Origin of the sequence: Streptococcus equinus (genome assembly GCF_900104225.1) — a bacterium.
GTDB lineage: Bacteria > Bacillota > Bacilli > Lactobacillales > Streptococcaceae > Streptococcus > Streptococcus equinus_D.
In genome coordinates this window covers 529,294-545,981 of the sequence record NZ_FNJK01000001.1, presented here as the reverse complement: position 1 = coordinate 545,981, position 16,688 = coordinate 529,294, and the positions used below count along the sequence as shown (strand labels likewise).

13 protein-coding genes are annotated in these 16,688 nt (G+C 36.9%); 5 read left to right on the top strand and 8 right to left on the bottom strand.

Features of this window, described 5'->3' with window-relative positions; translation table 11 throughout:
* Positions 1 to 327: 327 nt before the first annotated feature.
* On the bottom strand, positions 328 to 1,917 hold the full coding sequence (cls, locus tag BLP98_RS02625; RefSeq protein WP_074481769.1) for a cardiolipin synthase: 1,590 nt from the start codon (positions 1,915 to 1,917) through the stop codon (positions 328 to 330).
* Between the two features lie 117 nt (positions 1,918 to 2,034).
* On the bottom strand, positions 2,035 to 3,705 hold the full coding sequence (locus BLP98_RS02620; protein WP_074481768.1) for a formate--tetrahydrofolate ligase: 1,671 nt from the start codon (positions 3,703 to 3,705) through the stop codon (positions 2,035 to 2,037).
* Positions 3,706 to 4,073: 368 nt separating this feature from the next.
* Here BLP98_RS02620 and BLP98_RS02615 point away from each other — a divergent pair, with 368 nt between their 5' ends.
* The 4 genes from BLP98_RS02615 to BLP98_RS02600 all read left to right on the top strand — a co-directional run bounded on the left by BLP98_RS02615 (position 4,074) and on the right by BLP98_RS02600 (position 7,887).
* The gene (locus tag BLP98_RS02615; protein WP_074481767.1) at positions 4,074 to 4,760 is read left to right on the top strand and encodes a phosphopantothenate--cysteine ligase; all 687 of its coding nucleotides are present in this window, start codon (positions 4,074 to 4,076) and stop codon (positions 4,758 to 4,760) included.
* Positions 4,753 to 5,292 (top strand): phosphopantothenoylcysteine decarboxylase, encoded by a 540-nt coding sequence (coaC, locus tag BLP98_RS02610; RefSeq protein ID WP_074481766.1) that lies wholly within the window; start codon positions 4,753 to 4,755, stop codon positions 5,290 to 5,292. The genes BLP98_RS02615 and coaC overlap by 8 nt, the downstream gene beginning before the upstream one ends.
* Positions 5,293 to 5,382: 90 nt before the next feature.
* Entirely contained in the window at positions 5,383 to 5,955 is a 573-nt protein-coding gene (locus BLP98_RS02605) for an ECF transporter S component (RefSeq protein WP_074481765.1), read from the top strand.
* A gap of 216 nt (positions 5,956 to 6,171) precedes the next feature.
* On the top strand, positions 6,172 to 7,887 hold the full coding sequence (locus tag BLP98_RS02600; RefSeq protein WP_074481764.1) for a phospho-sugar mutase: 1,716 nt from the start codon (positions 6,172 to 6,174) through the stop codon (positions 7,885 to 7,887).
* Between the two features lie 190 nt (positions 7,888 to 8,077).
* Here the strand turns inward: BLP98_RS02600 and BLP98_RS02595 are convergent, their stop codons facing one another.
* From BLP98_RS02595 to gyrA, 6 genes are all read right to left on the bottom strand, one after another.
* On the bottom strand, positions 8,078 to 9,337 hold the full coding sequence (locus tag BLP98_RS02595; protein ID WP_074481763.1) for an NRAMP family divalent metal transporter: 1,260 nt from the start codon (positions 9,335 to 9,337) through the stop codon (positions 8,078 to 8,080).
* A 218-nt stretch (positions 9,338 to 9,555) separates the two neighbouring features.
* On the bottom strand, positions 9,556 to 10,464 hold the full coding sequence (locus tag BLP98_RS02590) for a TDT family transporter (RefSeq protein WP_074481762.1): 909 nt from the start codon (positions 10,462 to 10,464) through the stop codon (positions 9,556 to 9,558).
* 114 nt (positions 10,465 to 10,578) lie between these two features.
* Positions 10,579 to 11,544: a DUF1002 domain-containing protein gene (locus tag BLP98_RS02585; protein ID WP_074481761.1), complete on the bottom strand. Its 966-nt coding sequence runs from the start codon at positions 11,542 to 11,544 to the stop codon at positions 10,579 to 10,581.
* Positions 11,545 to 11,616: 72 nt separating this feature from the next.
* A complete protein-coding gene (locus BLP98_RS02580; RefSeq protein WP_074481760.1) occupies positions 11,617 to 12,030 on the bottom strand; it encodes an SMU1112c/YaeR family gloxylase I-like metalloprotein in 414 nt (137 codons plus the stop codon).
* Positions 12,031 to 12,098: 68 nt separating this feature from the next.
* The gene (locus tag BLP98_RS02575) at positions 12,099 to 12,845 is read right to left on the bottom strand and encodes a class A sortase (RefSeq protein ID WP_074481759.1); all 747 of its coding nucleotides are present in this window, start codon (positions 12,843 to 12,845) and stop codon (positions 12,099 to 12,101) included.
* A 1-nt stretch (position 12,846) separates the two neighbouring features.
* On the bottom strand, positions 12,847 to 15,300 hold the full coding sequence (gene gyrA / locus BLP98_RS02570) for a DNA gyrase subunit A (protein ID WP_074481758.1): 2,454 nt from the start codon (positions 15,298 to 15,300) through the stop codon (positions 12,847 to 12,849).
* 349 nt (positions 15,301 to 15,649) lie between these two features.
* Between gyrA and BLP98_RS02565 the strand changes: the two genes are divergently transcribed.
* Positions 15,650 to 16,639 (top strand): L-lactate dehydrogenase, encoded by a 990-nt coding sequence (locus BLP98_RS02565; RefSeq protein ID WP_074481757.1) that lies wholly within the window; start codon positions 15,650 to 15,652, stop codon positions 16,637 to 16,639.
* The last annotated feature ends 49 nt before the right edge of the window (positions 16,640 to 16,688 follow it).

Below are 16,688 nucleotides of genomic sequence, written 5' to 3'. Positions count from 1 at the left end.
GGAAAATAGTATACTATTCTCAATTTTCTAAAAATTTATAGTAGCTACATTATACAATTTTTTAGAATAAAAGAAAAGACTGAATTTTATTTAATTTTAAAAATATTTTGAAAACAAAAAAATCCCCTACCAAAATGGTAAGGGATTGAGGCATTCAAAACTGAATGTGGCAAAAAGGTTCACACAGATTGCCAAAGTCCGCTCCTGCGTTTCTAGTTGAACTAGAATGACCTCCTCTTGCGCAAATAAACTCTCAAATCGAGTTAATTCGGCTCATCGCATGTAAATGATTATACCATAGATAGTAGGATTTGCAAAGAGTTACTCCTACATCAACGGTGCGATGGTTTTGACAAGTAATCCGATAAGTTTTTCGTGAGCTGGTCGGTTGTCGAGCATTTCTTGTGTTACGCGCTTACTTTTTCGCATGGTTTGAATGCAATCGTCGTAAATATCACGGATAGCATCGACTTTGTACATGTAAGTAGCACATTCAAAATGATGGTATAAACTACGGTAATCGAGATTAATCGTACCGACTACTGCTTTGCTATCATCGCTGATAAAAACTTTGGCGTGAACAAAACCAGGTGTGTAGAGATAAATTTTAACGCCAGAGCGCATAAGTTTGTTAAAGTATGTTTTAGCTAGCATATAAGGAACTTTTTTATCTGGAATACCTGGCATGATGATTCTGACATCTACACCACGTTCAGCCGCAAAACAAAGAGCGTGTTCCATTTCACTGTCTAATATCAAATAAGGTGTCATGATATAGACATATTCTCTGGCGTGGTTAAGAATATCGATGTAGACATTCTCACCAATTTTATCCGTATCAAGCGGCGAATCGCCATAAGGGATGACGTAGCCGTTTGCCTTGCGTTTTTTATCATGTTTTGCAAGATAAGGCTTAACCACCATCTGGCGCTCAGTAATTGACCACATTTGAAGGAAAAGAACCAAGAAGCTATCAACTGCTTCACCTTCAATCATCAGTGCCGTATCTTTCCAGTGACCAAAACGATTGATTTTATTAATGTATTCATCAGCTAAATTCACACCACCTGTGAAACCAACTTTACCATCGATAACAATAATTTTTCGGTGGTCACGATAATTGTAATAAGTTGAGATAAATGGTGAAATCGGTGAAAAGGCTTTGGCCTTAATACCGATTTTTTCCAAGCGTTGTGTATAGTCAAATGATAAGGTTGAAAATTCAATCATACCGTCGTAGAGAACACGAACTTCAACCCCTTCTCTGACTTTTTGCTCTAAAATTCGAAGAATTTCACCCCACATGACCCCTTCTGCGATGATGAAAAATTCCATGAAAATATATTCTTCAGCCTTAAGTAGTTGTTTTTTAAGTTCATCGAAAAACGCTTCTCCCGTTGGGAAATAGGTTACTTCTGTATTTTGATAGGCTGGAAAATCTCCTCGGCTACGGTCAAAATATTGAACCAAATGATAAGTTGTTGAGGTATTGCTTTTTAAAACTCGCAAAGTTTCAAGATTATCTTGCAAATACTGACTGCTAGCATCAACCAAATGATTCATGCGAAGCTTGAGACCACGATATCCCCAGTCAAGTTTGGTATAAATAAGAAACAACGACCCTAACAAAGGGGCAATCATAACCAAAATTAACCAAGTGACACGAGATAAAGCATCCATCTCGCTATTAACCAAGTATAGTACAGCAGCAATTGCAAGAGCACGCTCAATAATGGCAACCCAAATGCGATATTGATCTAACCATACAAATGATGCAATAATAAACAACAGTTGTAAAATTAGGAGAATAGAAATGACAGTCGTTCGACTAAAAATTCCCCGAAGAAAACTGCGACGGCTTTTATCTAATAAACGTATTGCTTTGATTTTATTTGTGCTTTTATTGTCGATAATCATAACCTCCCGTGTCGTCCTTTTTCATTTGCTACTATTATATCATACTTTACATTATGTCCTTTTCTGGAAGACAGAAAAAGCCGGCTAAAAGCCGACTTCATCTATATATGTATTAAATTAGAATAATCCAATAGCAGTTCCGTCTTCGGCAACATCCATATTAAGTGCTGCTGGTTTTTTCGGAAGACCAGGCATTGTCATAACATCACCTGTTAGAGCAACAATAAATCCTGCACCAGTTTTTGGTACAAACTCACGGATTGTAATATCAAATCCTTCTGGCGCTCCAAGAAGTGTTGGATTATCAGAGAAGCTATATTGTGTTTTGGCCATACATACTGGCAATTTATCCCAACCAAATTGAGCAAATTGTTTCAATTGGTTTTTAGCTTTTTTACCAAAGATAACTTTGTTACCACCATAGATTTCAGTAACGATTTTTGTTACTTTTTCTTCGAGACTTTGGTCATCTGAGTAAAGGCGTTTGTAGTTTGCATTTCCATTTTCAACGGCGTTTACAACGGCGTTAGCAAGATCAACACCACCGTCAGCTCCGTTTGCCCAAACGCTAGCAAGTTCTACTGGAACATCGATTTCGGCACAAAGTTCTTTAAGTGCAGCAATTTCAGCTTCTGTATCAGCAACAAATTCGTTAATAGCAACAACTGCTGGAACACCAAATTTACGGACATTTTCAACGTGACGTTTAAGGTTAGCAAATCCAGCACGTACTGCTTCAACATTTTCTTCGCCAAGATCAGCTTTTGCTACGCCACCATGCATTTTAAGGGCACGAATTGTCGCAACAATAACAACCGCATCTGGTGTTGTTGGAAGATTTGGTGTTTTAATATCAAAGAATTTTTCAGCACCAAGATCAGCACCAAAACCAGCTTCTGTGATAGTGTAATCAGCTAAGTGAAGGGCTGTTGTTGTGGCAAGAACAGAGTTACAACCGTGTGCGATATTGGCAAATGGTCCACCATGAACGAAGGCTGGTGTTCCATAGATTGTTTGAACAAGGTTTGGTTTAATAGCATCTTTAAGGATAAGAGTCAAAGCACCTTCTACTTTAAGGTCACGCACGTAAACTGGTGTACGGTCGTAACGGTAAGCAACAACAATGTTAGCCAAACGTTCTTTCAAATCTTTAATATCAGTTGCTAAACACAAGATTGCCATGATTTCTGAAGCAACAGTGATATCAAAACCATCCTCACGTGGAATACCATTAACTGGGCTACCAAGACCAACTGTTACATGACGGAGGGCGCGGTCATTAAGATCGACAACGCGTTTCCAAATAATACGACGTTGGTCAATGCCGAGTTCGTTACCCTGATGAAGGTGGTTATCAATAATTGCTGAAAGAGCATTGTTAGCTGTTGTGATAGCGTGCATATCACCTGTAAAGTGAAGGTTGATATCTTCCATAGGAAGTACTTGGGCATAACCACCACCTGCAGCACCACCTTTAATCCCCATTACAGGTCCGAGAGATGGTTCACGCAAAGCAAGCATTGTTTTCTTACCGATTTTGTTTAAGGCATCAGCAAGACCGATAGACATTGTTGATTTACCTTCACCAGCTGGTGTTGGGTTGATAGCTGTGACAAGAACAAGTTTACCTGGTTTGTTTTCTTGAACAGATTTGATTTTATCAAATGATAATTTTGCTTTATATTTACCATAGAGTTCAATATCATCAAATGTGATACCAACTTTTTCAACAACTTCTGTGATTGGTTTAAGCTCTACGCTTTGTGCAATTTCGATATCTGATTTCACGGGGACTCTCCTCTGATATTTTTTGATTGATAAAAACATTATAACACACTTTTTCAAAAACGCACGATATTTATTAAAATAATTATTAATGTTCGTGTTTTACCAATGCAAAACAATTATTTTTATCAATAGTTATAGTTATTCTTTATAACTAAGAACGTTTTGTGAACTCTCAAAGCATTGTTAATCTGGCATTTTACTGATATTTGGTTACTACTAAGTTCAATTATTTTATCATTCAAACTTCTAAAGCAAAAGTCATGAAATTGTTCGTATTTTAGCATATGAAAGAGTTAAAAAACTATTTTTTGAGATAAAAAACAACTTAAACAATTTACGAAAAAAACGTTTTTGTGTAAAATAAGTCTATGAAAATTTTAATTACATCCGGTGGAACCACCGAAAAAATAGATTCCGTTCGTGGCATTACCAATCACGCTACAGGATCCTTAGGAAAACATATTGCAGAAATTTTTTTAGAAAAAGGTTATCAAGTTACTTTGGTGACAACTAAACAAGCTGTCAAACCAAACGAGCATCCTCTTTTGACTGTACATACTATTACAAATGTTGAAAGTTTACTGACAACACTTGAACCACTAGTCAAAAACCACGATGTTTTTATTCATAGCATGGCGGTTTCTGATTATACTCCTGTCTATATGACTGGTCTTAATGAAGTTGAAAATACCAACAATGTTTCTGATTTGTTGCAACGTCATAATACTGAAACTAAGATTTCTTCTAAGGAAGATTATCAAGTGCTTTTTTTGAAAAAAACACCAAAAGTGATTTCTTTGGTAAAAACGTGGAATCCAGATATTACTTTAATCGGCTTTAAATTGTTGGTTGGTGTCAGCAAAGAGGAACTTTTTGCTGTTGCGCGTGAGAGCTTGCAAAAAAACAAAGCACAATACATCGTTGCAAATGATTTGACAGAGATTGATGGAAATCACCATCACGCTTACATGTTAGATGAGTCAAATGTTTATGAAGCTGATACTAAAGAAAGTATTGCTAGCTTGATTTTTGAAAGGGTGACCAATCATGACTAAAACGATTTTACTTGCTGTTTCAGGTAGTATCTCTGCCTATAAAGCAGCAGATTTAACTAATCAATTAACGAAACAAGGCTACGATGTTCATGTTTTAATGACAAAAGCTGCTACTGATTTTATTACGCCACTAACACTTCAAGTGCTATCAAAAAACGCTGTCCATCTTGATGTGATGACTGAAGGTGATCCAAAAAGCGTTAATCATATTGAATTGGCTAAAAAAGCAGATTTATTTGTCCTTGCCCCTGCTTCAGCTAATACTTTAGCAAAACTAGCACACGGTATGGCTGACAATATGGTTACAGCTACTGCTCTTGCTTTGCCATCCGATACACCAAAATTAATCGCGCCAGCTATGAACACAAAAATGTACGAAAATCCACTCACACAGCGTAATCTAGCTATATTAAAAGAAGTTGGCTTTGAAGAAATCGAGCCTCGTTCAAGTTTATTAGCCTGTGGAGATATTGGGCGCGGTGCGCTAGCTGAGCTTGACGCCATCATTGAACGTATAGAAAAAAATCTTTAAATTTTACTCTTGTCAAGACACTTGTAAATTTGTATAATGTATTGGGCTTTTGAAAGAAAAGTCGAAAAAAGTCGTCCTTTAGGAGGAGTTATGAAAAACAATAAAGCAGCAAGTAATATTGCTACAGTTGCAATTTTCTTTGCTATCATGCTTGTTATTAATTTTTTAACAAGTCTTGTCTTTAACCTTTGGCCTGTGCCAATCAAACCAACCCTTGTTCATGTTCCAGTAATCATTGCTTCTATTGTTTACGGACCGAGAATTGGTGCCACACTCGGTGCTTTAATGGGGGTTATCAGTGTCACAGTCAATACTTTGACTCTATTACCAACAAGTTATCTTTTCTCTCCATTTGTTGAGAATGGTAATCTTTCATCACTGATTATTGCTATGGTGCCACGTATCTTGATTGGTATCACACCATATTTTGTTTACAAATGGCTTCACAATAAATTTGGTATTGTTATCGCCGGCGCTATTGGTTCAATGACAAATACAATTTTTGTTTTAGGAGGCATCTTCTTACTTTTTGCTAACGTATATAGCGGAGACATTAAAGCGCTTCTTGCTGTTGTTTTCGGAACAAACGCAATTGCAGAAATGATTATTTCAGCAATTTTGACACTTGCAATTGTTCCAAGATTACAGAAAATCAAATCATAAATAATGAAAATCACGGGAAAACCGTGGTTTTTTAATGACATGAAGTAAAAAACTTGGTTAATTTTTACCTAACACAAACGTTTGCGTAACTTACAAAAAATGCTTAGAAAGCTTGATTTAACAATATTTTCACCAATATTAAATTTTTACTAGAAAAATAATTTACAAAGTGGTATAATGAAAGCGTTTATAAGATCATAAAAAGGAGTTCCATTAATGACTTACACTGAAAACTATCAAAAATGGCTCGATTTTGCGGGGCTTCCCGACTATCTCCGTGAAGAATTGTTAGCCATGGACGAAAAGACAAAAGAAGATGCTTTTTACACAAACCTTGAGTTTGGTACAGCAGGTATGCGTGGGGTTATTGGCGCTGGTACAAACCGTATCAACGTTTATGTAGTACGCCAAGCTACTGAAGGTCTTGCAAAACTTATCGAAACAAAAGGTGAAGACGTTAAAAAACGTGGTGTTGCTATCGCTTACGATTCACGTCACTTCTCACCTGAATTTGCTTTTGAATCAGCTCAAGTTTTAGCAAAACACGGCATTAAAGCTTATGTTTTTGAATCACTTCGCCCAACTCCAGAATTGTCATTTGCTGTTCGTCACCTTGGTACATTCGCTGGTATCATGGTTACTGCAAGTCACAACCCAGCACCATTTAACGGATATAAAGTTTACGGTGAAGATGGTGGACAAATGCCACCTGCTGATGCTGATGCTTTGACTAATTTCATTCGCGCTATCGATGATCCATTTGCTATCGAATTAGCTGACCTTGAAGAAAGCAAAGCTTCTGGTCTTATTGAAGTTATCGGTGAAAATGTCGATGCTGAATACCTTAAAGAAGTTAAAGATGTTAACATCAACCAAAAATTGATTGATGAATACGGTAAAGACATGAAAATTGTCTACACTCCACTTCACGGTACAGGTGAAATGCTTGCACGTCGTGCGCTTGCTCAAGCTGGTTTTGAATCAGTTCAAGTTGTTGAAGCTCAAGCTGTTCCAGATCCAGACTTCTCAACTGTAAAATCACCAAACCCTGAAAACCAAGAAGCATTTGCACTTGCTGAAGAACTTGGACGTAAAGTCGATGCTGATGTTCTTGTTGCAACTGACCCAGATGCTGACCGTCTTGGTGTTGAAATTCGTCAAGCAGATGGTTCATACCGCAACCTTTCAGGTAACCAAATCGGTGCTATCATCGCTAAATACATTCTTGAAGCACACAAAACTGCTGGAACTCTTCCAGAAAACGCAGCTTTAGCAAAATCAATTGTATCTACTGAATTGGTTACTAAAATTGCTGAAAGTTACGGCGCTAAAATGTTTAACGTCTTGACTGGTTTCAAATTCATCGCTGAAAAAATTCAAGAATTTGAAGAAAAACACAACCACACTTACATGTTTGGTTTTGAAGAAAGCTTCGGTTACCTCATCAAACCTTTCGTACGTGATAAAGATGCCGTTCAAGCTGTTCTTATTGTAGCTGAAATCGCTGCTTACTACCGTTCTCGTGGTTTGACACTTGCTGATGGTATCGAAGAAATCTACAAAGAATATGGTTACTTCGCAGAAAAAACAATTTCTGTAACTCTTAGCGGTGTTGACGGTGCTGCAGAAATCAAGAAAATCATGGATAAATTCCGTGACAACGCTCCGGTTCAATTTAATGCAACTGATGTCGTTAAAACTGAAGACTTCTTGGCTCAAACAGCTACAAGCGCAGCTGGCGTTGAAAAATTGACAACACCACCAAGCAACGTCTTGAAATACACTCTTGCAGATGATTCTTGGATTGCAGTTCGTCCTTCAGGTACTGAACCAAAAATCAAATTCTACTTTGCAACTGTTGGTAAAGATCTTGCCGATGCTGAAGCTAAAATTGCTAACATCGAAAAAGAAATCAATGCATTTGTTAAATAAATCTTATCAATGATGTTTAAACTCCTTCTATTTTATAGAGGGAGTTTTTGTGTATTGCTTTTCAGCTTTATCGCTTTAAAAGGTGCTTAGTTTTTAATTTACATAAATATATTTATATACAACAAAACAACACCCAAGGGAGAAAAGGTGTTGTTTTTTAGAGAGTTCGCATTTCATGAAATAGTAAGCTTTAAATATTACCAGTTAACCACGCAACGATAAAGAATAAAGCAAAACCAAATAAGTAAATAAGACCAATGATTGATAGAACTTTCAACCAAGGTTTGATTTGATGTTCTTTGTTGTTGACCAATGAATAGTTCAAATAACCAAAGAACGGTGTTGTAATAAATGATGCAATCATCGCAAAGCGAAGCATTGTTGCAACGTTACCAGCAAATAGGTAAACAATTACAAGACCGACAGCTGCTGTTACAGTCATCCAGATGTAAAGTGCTTTTTGAGATGATTCTTTTTTACCGAGCAACAAACGAAGAGATTCGTTATTGGCACGAGAGTAACCATCAATAACGGTAATAACTGTACCAAAGATACATAGGAAGGCGATTAAGGTAATCAAGAAACGAGACCATTGACCAAGAACTTTGGCATACATATTAACGAATTGAGCGATGTAAGCTGCTGATGCTCCTTGTACTTCTTCTCCTGAGCCAAATTGAATCAAAGCACCAAGAGCACAGAAGATAAGAGCAAGGATTGCTGTTCCGATATAGCCAATATTGAAGTCGAAAACAGCATCATCTTCAGACATATTGACGGTTTTACGTTTTTCGACAGACCACATTGAGTTAATGGCTGAAATTTCAATCGGACATGGCATCCATCCCATTAATGAAACAATAAATGGTAATGCGGCCATGCGCCATGGTGTAGGTGCTTCAAAGTTTGGGGCATATTCACGATGTTTAAACAAAGCAATAACTACCGCAAGAACAGTCGCAACAGTCAAAGCAGTCATTACCCATTTTGCAAGTGAATCAAGGAAGCGGTAACCACCGATGAGCAACATTGCCCAGATAATCACAACGATAATGGTAGTCAATTGTGAGATACTCATTCCCAATCCATTTGGAAATACGTTATACAAAATAGCTGCACATAGAATACCAACACCTGCAGTGTTAACAATTGCTGAAAAAACATTCAAAATGAAGAAAATGGCGAGCCAACCTTTTCCTTTTTCAGCATATCCTTCAATCAAGCTCTTATTATTTTCCATTGTGTATTGTGAACCAAAACGGAAAAATGGGTATTTGAAAATGTTAATCAAAATAATAATCAGAGCTAATTGCCATCCGTAGATAGCTCCTGCTTGAGTTGAAGAAACAATGTGTGAACCGCCGACGGCAGCGGATGCCATTAGAATACCAGGGCCGAGTGCTTTAAATTTAGTGCGCCAGGTCGACTGTTGTTCTGCGTTTTCAGTCATAAACCAGACCTCTTTCTAAATAAACTTTCAATTTTCAGATAATTCTGAATTGTGCAAGATTTATTTTACAACTCAAAGCAATGAAAGTCAACCTATTTCACGTAAATTTTCTGAAAAAACTGAAAAAATATTTATTTCTTTAAAAAATTAAATCAATAGCTATTTAATAATACTAAAAAACCAAGCATCTAGTCTTGGTTTTTAGGAAGTTCACTATTTTAGTTTCTAAAAAAATTTACATAACCTGCTGCTACTCTTGCTAAAATCAAGGTAGCGATTATAAGTTCAAGGGTAAATAAACCATTTAACCAATGATCGTTTCCAAAATACCTCGCACATCCTTTCAAAGCCGTTGCTGAAACAATTAAAGGAAATGTCATAGCTGAAAACCCTGGATTGAAACCATTTTTCAAGATTTTGGGGATTTGATAAAGAACGATGACATATAAAATTTGCGATAAAATGACTAAGACAAGTAGCAAAGATTGGTTAACAGGCTCAAAAGAGTTCTGATAGGCTACAACTACAAGTGCAGGAGCACAAAGTGTCGCGATATTTGCTCTTACTTCATCTGCAATACCATGTTTATAAAGTCTTAGAAAAACAATTGGTAACAATACGATAACAGCAAACAAGATATAGGCAAAAATGATTTTTCCAAGATATGAATATCCAGTCCAAGGAACGGTAACGCTAGATATCCCGATACCGATATAAAGGACTGCCCAAGAAGGATAAACATTATTTAACTTAAAATTCCAAAGAAAGCGTTTGGAAAAGATAATGATATAAATGATTAGCAAAATAAATGAGAGCCACCAGATCGTACGAAAAATTAATTCAGTGATTCCATACAGATCTGGAAAATCATCACAATAACTAATCATTAGCATGCCTTGCATCAAGAGTGTTGGAAAAATTGAAGCTGTCAATGGGTCTCTTAAAATATTTAAGTAAGTTTTAAATGATCTAAACACAGCAATCAATAAGAGAAAATATAACCCAAAAGCTATTGCACCCAAGACATAGCGTAATATGATTGAATAATCTCCTAAAATATTTCCAAGTGAAAAAAAGCTTAACCCCAATCCACCAATGGCTAAAGGAGGTTCTTTTAACTTTTTCATATATAGATAAATCTCTCCTAAAATTAAAGCGTAAAAAATACCTCATGCCTGTAATCAACACGAGGTATTGTTATTGTATCATAAAAGAACTGAAGTCAAAAGACCTTCAAATAATTAGAACAAGCCCTTAAAGAAGTTTACGATAGCTTGCCAAATATTTGCCAAGAAACCTTTACTTGATTCAATAGCACTTGAAGAATCAAAGTTAAGGTTAATTCCCTTAAAAGTTGAACCAGCATTTGAAACAATGCTATCTTTCAAAGAAGCTAAAGCTGATTTAAAGCTACTGCTATCAATAATGCTTGATTTTGAAAGATTAAAGGCAAAGTTGACAATCATATTGATTTGGTTGTTTGATAAAACATCTTTCAATTTATAGTTATCAAGTGTTTCATCAACGATTTTACGAACGTCATCCTTTGTTACATCTGACCCTGCATCTGCTACAGCTGATTTAATATCGGCTAAGGCAACGTTCAATTTGTCGGCATCATAACCTTCGTTTCCTTGGTTTTCAGCGTTAATTGTTGACAAAGTATTCAATTCTTCTTGTGCTAATTGTTTGCTTTCATCAGAAACTTTAGCGCCATTTTCTTCAAGTGAGTAATAGATACCCGCTAAGGCAGATTCACCAGTTACAGGGATTGGTGAAGCTACTGTGATTGCAGCATGCTCAATACCAAGAGTTACTGCTGCATTTCGGTACATGTCAGACGTTACTTTTGTGATGTTTTCAGGAGTGACAATATTAACTGTCAAAGTCTCTGAAGAACCTAATTTTTGAATTTTTACTGATGAATAGAGTTGTAAGCTTGGATCGTCAGCAACGTCCATGATTTTTGCATAAGCACTGGTTGTAATTGTTTTGACATTTGTATCTTTTGAACTGTCATAACCAAGTAAAGATAATGTTTGATTACGTTGATCATCTGATAGTGAATAGCCTAAAACATAATCAGGTTGAACGTATGTTTCATCAATAACATCTTGAACAGAATTACTTGCTGCTTGAACATGTCCAACGGTTACAGTTGAAAACAAAGCTAGGGCACAAGCCATAAGTATTTTTTTAAATTTCATCTCAATTAATTCCTTTCACTTAGGTATTTAATTATAGCACTTCTTATTTAAAGCGTCTGAAAAAAACTGTACTTATTCGTGTAATTCTAATGGTAGACCATCTGGATCAAAGAAAAAGGTCATTTTTTTACCTGTATAATCATCGTGACGGATAGGTTGGACGTAAATTCCCATATCTTCAAGCTCTGCTTTATAAGCTTCGATATTTTCAACATAGAAAGCTAAATGACGAAGGCCACAAGCCTCCATGTGGTACTCAGGTTGCCCAACTCGTTTAGGAGGAGCAATATAGGCTGGATCTGAGGTTTTATTGCCAAAAATCTCAAGTTCAATCGAGCCGCATTTTAAATCTAGTTTGTAATCATGGCGTTCAGGACGATGATTTTCACGAATAATGTCAAAACCGAGTTTATTGACATAAAAGTCACGTGATTTATCATAATCAGATACAATAAGAGCCACATGATGAACAGCGTTTAATTTCATAAAAATCTCCTTATTTGGGCATTTATCATAAAAGAAGCTGAGAATAAATCTTACTCCCAGCTTCTTCTTTAAAAGGTCATTTGATTGTAAGAATGTGAGAAAGCTTTGTGGATGTCATCAGATGCTTGGTCATAGGCAACGGATGATTCTAGGCTACCTTTAACTACAATACGTTTGGTTGCTTCCTGATCGGTACAAGTTACCAAAGTAACCAATGCCTGACCAGGGACATCATTTAAAACATCCGAACGGTCTGGAGTTACAGAAAATGCTTCTGTAATCACATAAGTATAAACATTCGATTTATCAGTAAGATAAATCTTCATTCCCGCTTTAGCGTTCTCTAAAGGAGAAAACAGCATCTTTGATGAACCAGAAACACCAAAAACATGGTGACTAGCGAGAGCGTAATTATTTTGCCCTCCCATTACTTGATCTTCTTTCATCGTTCCAGCACCATAAGACAATTCAGTATTTCCTAAACCTTTAAAAATTGGTAAGTTAATATCAAGATCTGGTACTGCAATACCACCAATCACTGGTAGGTCGGTACTAGTTGATTGTGTTTTTAAAATAGATTGAACTGTAACTGGTTCAACTGCAGAAAAATCATAAGTAACTTTTGCTTTTTGATTGTCTTGTATTTTCTTTTTAGTGACTTTGTTGATTTGATAACGATTTGATTGGTGACCAATCAAAAAATTACAAATGGATTTATTGAAAATCAAAGCGAGCCCTAATAGTAATAGAACTATAGACAATGTGACTCTAAGAAATGTCAAGAAACGATGTGTCTTCTTCTCTTTTTTTCCCATTCTAATCTTCTACTTCTTCAGTTTCCTGTTCTTCTTCTGGTTGTACAAGAGCGAGTGTCATGATTTTAGCATCTTGGTCAAGTCGCATGATTTTAACACCTAGTGTTGCACGACCAGTTTGTGAAATATCAGCAACACTTGTACGAATCATAACACCAGTGTCAGTAATAACCATGATATCTTCATCGCCATTAACGGTTACAAGTCCAGCTAATTGACCGTTCTTATCAGTGATATTAGCGGTTTTAATACCTTTACCACCACGACCTTTAGTTGGGTACTCAGAAGCAAGCGTACGTTTACCGTAACCTTTTTCAGTAATGACAAGAACTTCTTGATTATCTGTAATACGTGATGCGCCGATGACTTCATCGCCTTCACGAAGGTTAACACCACGAACACCAGTTGCTGACCGGCTCATGCTACGAACATCTGATTCATTAAAGCGAACACTATAACCAAATTTAGTACCGATGATGATATCATCGCTGCCATTCGTACGGATAACATTGATCAGTTCATCACCATCTTTAAGGTTAAGAGCTTTAAGACCATTTTGACGGATATTGCTAAACTCAGATTCTTTGGTACGTTTAACAACACCTTGTCGTGTAACAAAGAACAAATAATTTTCGTGATCATCGCTACCTTTTTCACTGATGATTGTTTGAACAGTTTCACCTTCATCGAGTTTTAGAAGGTTAACGATTGGCAAACCTTTAGCGGTACGACCGTATTCAGGAATTTCATATCCTTTCAAACGGTATACTCGCCCTTTATTCGTCATGAAGTATACATGATCGTGAGTATTGGTTGACACTAATTCACGAACAAAATCGTCATCATTAACACCAGTCCCTTGGACTCCTCGTCCACCACGGCGTTGAGCACGGAATTCATCTTGGGCTAAACGTTTGATGTAACCTTTGTTTGAAAGAGTAATCAAGACATCTTCTTCTTCAATCAAGTCTTCATCTTCAAGTGAAAGAACTTCACCCACCATCAATTCTGTACGACGTGGATCAGCGTATTTACGTTTAATCTCATCCATTTCTTCTTTGATGATTGTAATTACACGTTCCGGTTTTGCCAAAACATCAGCCAAATCAGCAATCAAAGCAAGAAGTTCATCATATTCTGCTTGGATTTTTTCACGTTCCAAACCTGTCAAACGACGAAGACGCATATCAAGGATAGCTTGACTTTGACGTTCAGATAAGTCAAAGCGACTCATCAATTCACCTTGGGCAATCACATCAGTTTCACTGTTTCGGATAATGCTGATAACTTCATCCAAGTGATCAAGAGCGATTAACAAGCCTTCTAAAATGTGAGCTCGTTTTTCAGCTTTCGCTTTATCGAACTCAGTACGGCGAACGATAACTTCTTTTTGGTGTTCAATGTAATCAAGAATGATTTGTTTCAAAGAAAGAATCTTTGGAACACCTTTTTCGATTGCTAGCATGTTAAAACTGAAATTTGTTTGCAAGCTGGTTAGTTTGAACAAGTTATTTAAAATGACATTTGCAGAAGCATCACGGCGTACTTCAATGATAAATCGAATGCCTTCACGGCTTGATTCATCACGCACAGCTGTAATACCTTCGATACGTTTTTCTTGGGCTAAGCGGACAATGTGTTCGTGAACCTTTGTCTTATTAACACCATATGGGAATTCTGTAACAACGATACGTTCGCGGCCACTCTTAGTTGTTTCAATTTCCGTACGTGAACGTAATACGATAGATCCTTTACCTGTTTCGTAAGCTTTACGAATACCAGATTTCCCCATAACAAGAGCTCCTGTTGGAAAATCTGGGCCAGGCAATACTTCCATCAACTCACGTGTTGTGACATCAGGATTATCCATAACCAATTTAACGGCATCAATAGATTCACCTAAGTTGTGAGGTGGAATATTTGTCGCCATACCAACGGCAATACCTGTAGCACCATTAACAAGTAAATTAGGGAAACGTGATGGTAAAACAAGCGGCTCACGTTCACTACCATCATAGTTATCTTGGAAATCAACAGTATTTTTGTTAATATCACGAAGCATTTCAAGAGCGATTTTACTCATACGTGCTTCTGTATAACGTTGTGCGGCCGCGCCGTCACCGTCCATAGAACCAAAGTTTCCGTGTCCGTCAACAAGCATGTGGCGGTAACTCCACCATTGTGCCATACGAACCATAGCTTCATAAATTGATGAATCACCGTGTGGGTGATATTTACCCATAACATCCCCGGTGATACGTGCAGATTTCTTATGAGGTTTATCTGGCGTCACACCGAGCTCATTCATTCCATACAAAATACGACGATGAACGGGTTTTAATCCATCACGTACATCAGGAAGAGCACGAGCAACAATAACAGACATGGCGTAATCAATAAAACTTGTCTTCATTTCTGAAGTTAGATTTACGTCAATTAAATTCTTATCCTGCATTAAGGAAAAACACTCCTTTTCTAGTGTAAAACTCAACTATATTATATCATAAATACAGCATTAAAACCACATCAACACTAATATCCTTTTACTCCTTTTTAACTGAATGTCAGATAAACTACCACTGCTTTTCATATGATTTTCAAAAACAAAATACGACAAAGATAAGTAAAATTTTTGTGAAAAATTCACTATTTTTTAGAAGGTAATATGACTAAATTCTCCTTAAAAAATTGCTTTCTTCTTTTTTCAATTTTTTCCAATTAGTTCGTGACATTTCTCACTTAACGTGTTAAAATATTATTCGTATGGGCGTCAGCCTAAAAAAATTAAGGAGATGTTTAGATAAATGACTGCAACTAAACAACACAAAAAAGTTATCCTTGTTGGTGACGGTGCCGTAGGTTCTTCTTACGCATTCGCACTTGTAAACCAAGGAATCGCTCAAGAACTTGGTATCATCGAAATCCCTCAATTGTTTGACAAAGCTGTTGGGGATGCTGAAGACCTTAGCCACGCTCTTGCTTTCACTTCACCTAAAAAAATCTACGCAGCTAAATACGAAGACTGTGCAGATGCTGACCTTGTAGTTATCACTGCAGGTGCTCCACAAAAACCAGGTGAAACTCGTCTTGACCTTGTTGGTAAAAACCTTGCTATCAACAAATCAATCGTAACTGAAGTTGTTAAATCTGGATTCAAAGGAATCTTCTTGGTTGCTGCAAACCCAGTTGACGTCTTGACTTACTCTACATGGAAATTCTCTGGATTCCCTAAAGAACGCGTTATCGGTTCAGGTACTTCACTTGACTCAGCTCGTTTCCGTCAAGCATTGGCTGAAAAACTTGATGTTGATGCTCGTTCAGTTCACGCATACATCATGGGTGAACACGGTGACTCAGAATTCGCTGTTTGGTCACACGCTAACGTTGCCGGTGTAAACCTTGAAAACTACCTTAAAGACGTTCAAAACGTTAACGAAGCTGAATTGGTTGAACTTTTCGAAGGTGTTCGTGACGCTGCTTACTCAATCATCAACAAAAAAGGTGCTACATTCTACGGTATCGCTGTTGCGCTTGCTCGTATCACTAAAGCAATCCTTAACGATGAAAACGCAGTACTTCCACTTTCTGTATTCCAAGAAGGTCAATACGCTAACGTAACTGACTGCTACATCGGTCAACCAGCTATCGTTGGTGCACACGGTATCGTTCGTCCAGTTAACATTCCATTGAATGACGCTGAACAACAAAAAATGGAAGCTTCTGCTAAAGAATTGAAAGCTATCATCGACGAAGCTTTCTCTAAAGAAGAATTCGCTTCTGCTTGCAAAAACTAATTTCTAGTTTTTAAATAAAAAGCTATCCGTAAGGATAGCTTTTTTTGTG

What these genes read in the sequence shown, in the direction of transcription:
- cls (WP_074481769.1), bottom strand. Translation starts at nt 1,917, where the DNA reads ATGATTATCGACAATAAAAGCACAAATAAAATCAAAGCAATACGTTTA.
- BLP98_RS02615 (WP_074481767.1), top strand. Translation starts at nt 4,074, where the DNA reads ATGAAAATTTTAATTACATCCGGTGGAACCACCGAAAAAATAGATTCC.
- coaC (WP_074481766.1), top strand. Translation starts at nt 4,753, where the DNA reads ATGACTAAAACGATTTTACTTGCTGTTTCAGGTAGTATCTCTGCCTAT.
- BLP98_RS02605 (WP_074481765.1), top strand. Translation starts at nt 5,383, where the DNA reads ATGAAAAACAATAAAGCAGCAAGTAATATTGCTACAGTTGCAATTTTC.
- BLP98_RS02600 (WP_074481764.1), top strand. Translation starts at nt 6,172, where the DNA reads ATGACTTACACTGAAAACTATCAAAAATGGCTCGATTTTGCGGGGCTT.
- BLP98_RS02595 (WP_074481763.1), bottom strand. Translation starts at nt 9,337, where the DNA reads ATGACTGAAAACGCAGAACAACAGTCGACCTGGCGCACTAAATTTAAA.
- BLP98_RS02590 (WP_074481762.1), bottom strand. Translation starts at nt 10,464, where the DNA reads ATGAAAAAGTTAAAAGAACCTCCTTTAGCCATTGGTGGATTGGGGTTA.
- BLP98_RS02585 (WP_074481761.1), bottom strand. Translation starts at nt 11,544, where the DNA reads ATGAAATTTAAAAAAATACTTATGGCTTGTGCCCTAGCTTTGTTTTCA.
- BLP98_RS02580 (WP_074481760.1), bottom strand. Translation starts at nt 12,030, where the DNA reads ATGAAATTAAACGCTGTTCATCATGTGGCTCTTATTGTATCTGATTAT.
- BLP98_RS02575 (WP_074481759.1), bottom strand. Translation starts at nt 12,845, where the DNA reads ATGGGAAAAAAAGAGAAGAAGACACATCGTTTCTTGACATTTCTTAGA.
- gyrA (WP_074481758.1), bottom strand. Translation starts at nt 15,300, where the DNA reads ATGCAGGATAAGAATTTAATTGACGTAAATCTAACTTCAGAAATGAAG.
- BLP98_RS02565 (WP_074481757.1), top strand. Translation starts at nt 15,650, where the DNA reads ATGACTGCAACTAAACAACACAAAAAAGTTATCCTTGTTGGTGACGGT.